The following is a 3,529-nucleotide window of genomic DNA, read 5'->3' on the forward strand; positions in this document are numbered from 1 at the left end:
AAAATATATAACTTGGTTTAATACTAAAAGGATAAAACTGAGATTAAAAGGAATGAGCCCGGCACAATACCGAGCTCAATACTATAGAGAATTTAATAATTAACGTTTAATTTAACGTCCAACTTTTCGGGGTCACTTCATCGGCGGTGGGGGTTATTTAGATATTGTCCTACCGGACAACAAATTAGCATCATTTATTATAAAAGCTAAAGTTGAATTTTTTACCGGACAACAATAATTTTCAATGAAAAAATCAGTGAGTTCAGTGAGATCCGCGCGGGGAGTTCTATTGCTGAATATTTACATAACAAAGCGTGTCCGCAGTAGTAGTTCTGCGGACACGCTTTTTATGGTTTTAGCGATTTCGGCTGGGCGTTACGCGTTCTTGGCAAGGAAAGCGTCGATGGCCGCTGCCATTGACGGCGCTTGCGGCGATGTGGTGATGTCGAGCCTCAGTCCGGCATCGTTCACGGCGTCAATCGTGGGCTGCCCCATGGCGCCTATCGCTATCTCGCCCTGCTCAAACTCGGGGAAATTGCTCACAAGCGACTTCACGCCGGCGGGGCTGAAGAAGATGAGCATGTCGTAGTCGAGTTTCTCCTCGGGGGTGAAATCGTTGCTCACTGTGCGGTACATCACCGCGGGGGTGTATTTGAGCCCCTTCTCGTCGAGTGCGCTTGCCTTGGTGTCGTCGTGGGCGTCGCTCACGGGCATCAGGTAAGTTTCCTTGTTGTGCTTCTCGATGAGGGGAATCAGGCCTTGTATCTGTCCTGTCTCGCTGTAGAAAATCTTGCGCTTGCGATACACGATATACTTCTGCAAGTAGTGCGCTATGGTCTCGCTGATGCAGAAATATTTGAGTGTCTCGGGCACGTTGATGCGCATTTCCTTGCACAAACGGAAGAAATGGTCGATCGCAGTGCGTGCGGTAAAGATAATAGCAGTATAGTCTGGGATCTGTATCCTAGACTGGCGAAACTCTCTTGCAGACAATCCCTCTATCTTGATAAAGGGACGGAACACTACTTCAATACCATATTTACTTTCCAAGTCGAAGTAAGGCGATTTGGTTGTAGCAGGCCTGGGCTGCGAAATAAGTATTTTTCTTATGGCCACTATAGTCTAAATTTAAAAATTTAAAATTTGACATAAATAAACTGTACCCGCGCTTAACAAAACGAGCGGCACTAGTTCCACGCTGCAAAGGTACAAAATAAAATAGACAAGTGATGGCAAATTGCTGTAAAAAATTCTAAAACCCTTACAAATAAATGTAATTCGACAACAAAAATACAGTAAAACCGCGAAAATTAACAAAAATTTACTCATTGCGGGCCACACTAGCAGCGCTCCCACGACGGGAATGAGAAGGATGCCCAGCAGCGAATGCGACGCCTTGAACCCCTGAATCCACAGTCGTGCGGCTATGCCGTCGGCAAACACATTGCCCACTACGTTATAGACCAGCAGTTGCAGCAGGTAGAACGCCAGCATGATGCCTGAAAACAGCGCCGTGTGCAGGAACACGGCCCCATGAAGGCTCGCAGCGAGCGACGGCACCATCAGCGTCACGGCATAGAACACCGCCACGCCTGCCATCACACTGGTGTTGAGGGTGAGCGCGGTGAGAATCTGTGTCTCGTTGAACGTGTTGTCGTCAAATGCGTTGTCCCTGCGGCGGGTCGAGAAAAGGTTGTGGGTGAAGTTTTCGAGATACTTGTAGCCGGTGCGGTAGCTGATCACCACCAGCAGCACCGCCGTGATGACCATAGCCATTGTGCCAGTGTCGTGTAGCGGCGATCCCAGCGGTTGCTCGGGTTGCACTCCTTGCGGGGTGTCCATCGCCGGCAGGGAAGTGATCGACGGCACAGCAGAGTCGCCGGGCTCGGGTTGAGGGAATCCGGCGGTGAACTGCGGGGCATAGTAAACATGCTGCGCAGCGCTGTCTTGTTGCGATATGTGGGTAGAGTCGGGCATCGCGTGGGCTTCCTAGTCGTAAAATTTGGTATCGCTCACGGGCACGCCCTGCTCGAGCTGCTGCTCAATGGCCTCGACGGCCTCGAGAGGTGTGGAGGCAACAGTCCACAGGCAGCAGTGGGTGGTCTTCATGAACCCCTCATCGACGCATCGGTTGAGCATCTCCACGAGTGGGTCAAAGAATCCGTTGGTGTTGAGCAGCACGATGGGCTTGGTGATGATGGCAAGCTGTCGCCATGTGATCACCTCGAGCAGTTCCTCGAGCGTGCCACAGCCGCCAGGCAGCGCAATCACCGCGTCGGCAAGGTTGTTCATCATCTCCTTGCGCTCGTGCATGTCGGCAGTGATGATTTCTTCTGTCACCCGGTCATATCCCCATCCGTTATCTACCATGAACTTGGGTATCACTCCGGTCACATGGCCGCCGCCATCGAGCACACCGTCGCTCACGGCACGCATCAGCCCCATGCCACCCGAGCCATTGACGCATCCCCAGCCGTGGCGGGCCATCACCTGCCCCAGCTCATAGGCTGCTGCTGTATAGGCCTCGTCGATGCGGTTGCTCGATGCGGCAAAGGTGCATATCTTTCCTTTTTCCTGTTTCATGCTGCAAAGTTACTACTTTTTTTTGACATCTGAATCCAGTTTTATTCAGTTTGCGAGGTAACTATACTCAATAACTTTTTTTGAGGACTCCCCGCGCTGATCTCACTGATTACACTGATTTAGGTTATCCGTGTTTGGCAAGCGCATTGAAATAAACTCTGTCCTGCCGGACAAATGACATTCAATTTCACATATGAAAGTTGAGTAAATAAAGAATCCGTGTGATCTGCGAAATCCGCGCGGGGAGTTTCATTGCTGTATTGCTCTCGATTGTGAGAGCAGGGTCCCGCCTATACAGAAAAAAAGGCCTTGACATATCAAATGCCAAGACCCCCAATACTAATAATTACTAATACTTGAAAACTATAATTGCCGTATAATGCTTGGGTGTGGCAGAATGCCTACCCAGGCGTAATTCGTCACCGTTTCACAACGCCGCGATTACAGGTGCAAAAGTAGTACTTTTTTTTGAAACGAGTAAATAGTTTTTGCATAATTTTTATATTTGCCGAAAAAAATACTCCTTTTTTTACTTTTTTTAGTGCTTTGGTCTGTGCTTGTAACTATTCAGCAATAGAATTCCCCGTGCGAATCGCACTGAACTCACTGATTTTTTCATTGAAAATTATTGTTGTCCGGTAAAAAAGAAAATATTTTTATTCTGATTTTTATGCTTCGCTTAGAAAATAGCTTGCTCTGCAAGCAAAATGGAATTACATCACAGATAGTGTCTTGACGACGGAGTCGTCACATTGCATCGTAACCGATGGCCGCAGGCCGTCGGAAAGGAATACGCCCCCCAAAAAACCGACCTCGAAGGGGTCGCACTGTGCGAATCTTGCACGTTTCGAGGTAGCGGTCTTCAACCGCAGTATAGTGTATCGCGTTTACCCTGCCCTGCCTTCGCTTGCGCTCAGTTAGGACAGGGTTATGTGCAGAACTGCGT

At 49.0% G+C, this 3,529-nt stretch carries 4 protein-coding genes; 1 reads left to right on the plus strand and 3 read right to left on the minus strand.

Features of this window, described 5'->3' with window-relative positions; all coding sequences use genetic code 11:
* The first annotated feature begins 7 nt into the window (after positions 1 to 7).
* A complete protein-coding gene (locus tag ACKI3C_RS05955) occupies positions 8 to 103 on the plus strand; it encodes an IS3 family transposase (protein ID WP_407403048.1) in 96 nt (31 codons plus the stop codon).
* Positions 104 to 375: 272 nt separating this feature from the next.
* Here ACKI3C_RS05955 and ACKI3C_RS05960 read toward each other — a convergent pair whose 3' ends face one another.
* The 3 genes from ACKI3C_RS05960 to ACKI3C_RS05970 are packed head-to-tail and all read right to left on the minus strand — an operon-like array spanning position 376 to position 2,583.
* Positions 376 to 1,116 carry a uroporphyrinogen-III synthase gene (locus ACKI3C_RS05960; protein WP_407403042.1) on the minus strand — a complete coding sequence of 247 codons (741 nt, stop codon included), beginning with the start codon at positions 1,114 to 1,116 and terminating at the stop codon, positions 376 to 378.
* Between the two features lie 12 nt (positions 1,117 to 1,128).
* Positions 1,129 to 1,977: a DUF4271 domain-containing protein gene (locus ACKI3C_RS05965; RefSeq protein ID WP_407403044.1), complete on the minus strand. Its 849-nt coding sequence runs from the start codon at positions 1,975 to 1,977 to the stop codon at positions 1,129 to 1,131.
* Between the two features lie 12 nt (positions 1,978 to 1,989).
* Positions 1,990 to 2,583, minus strand: coding sequence for a TIGR00730 family Rossman fold protein (locus tag ACKI3C_RS05970; RefSeq protein WP_407403046.1), 594 nt, complete (start codon positions 2,581 to 2,583; stop codon positions 1,990 to 1,992).
* Positions 2,584 to 3,529 lie beyond the last annotated feature (946 nt).

This window comes from Sodaliphilus sp. (assembly GCF_045598405.1).
GTDB classification, from domain to species: Bacteria; Bacteroidota; Bacteroidia; order Bacteroidales; family Muribaculaceae; genus Sodaliphilus; species Sodaliphilus limicaballi.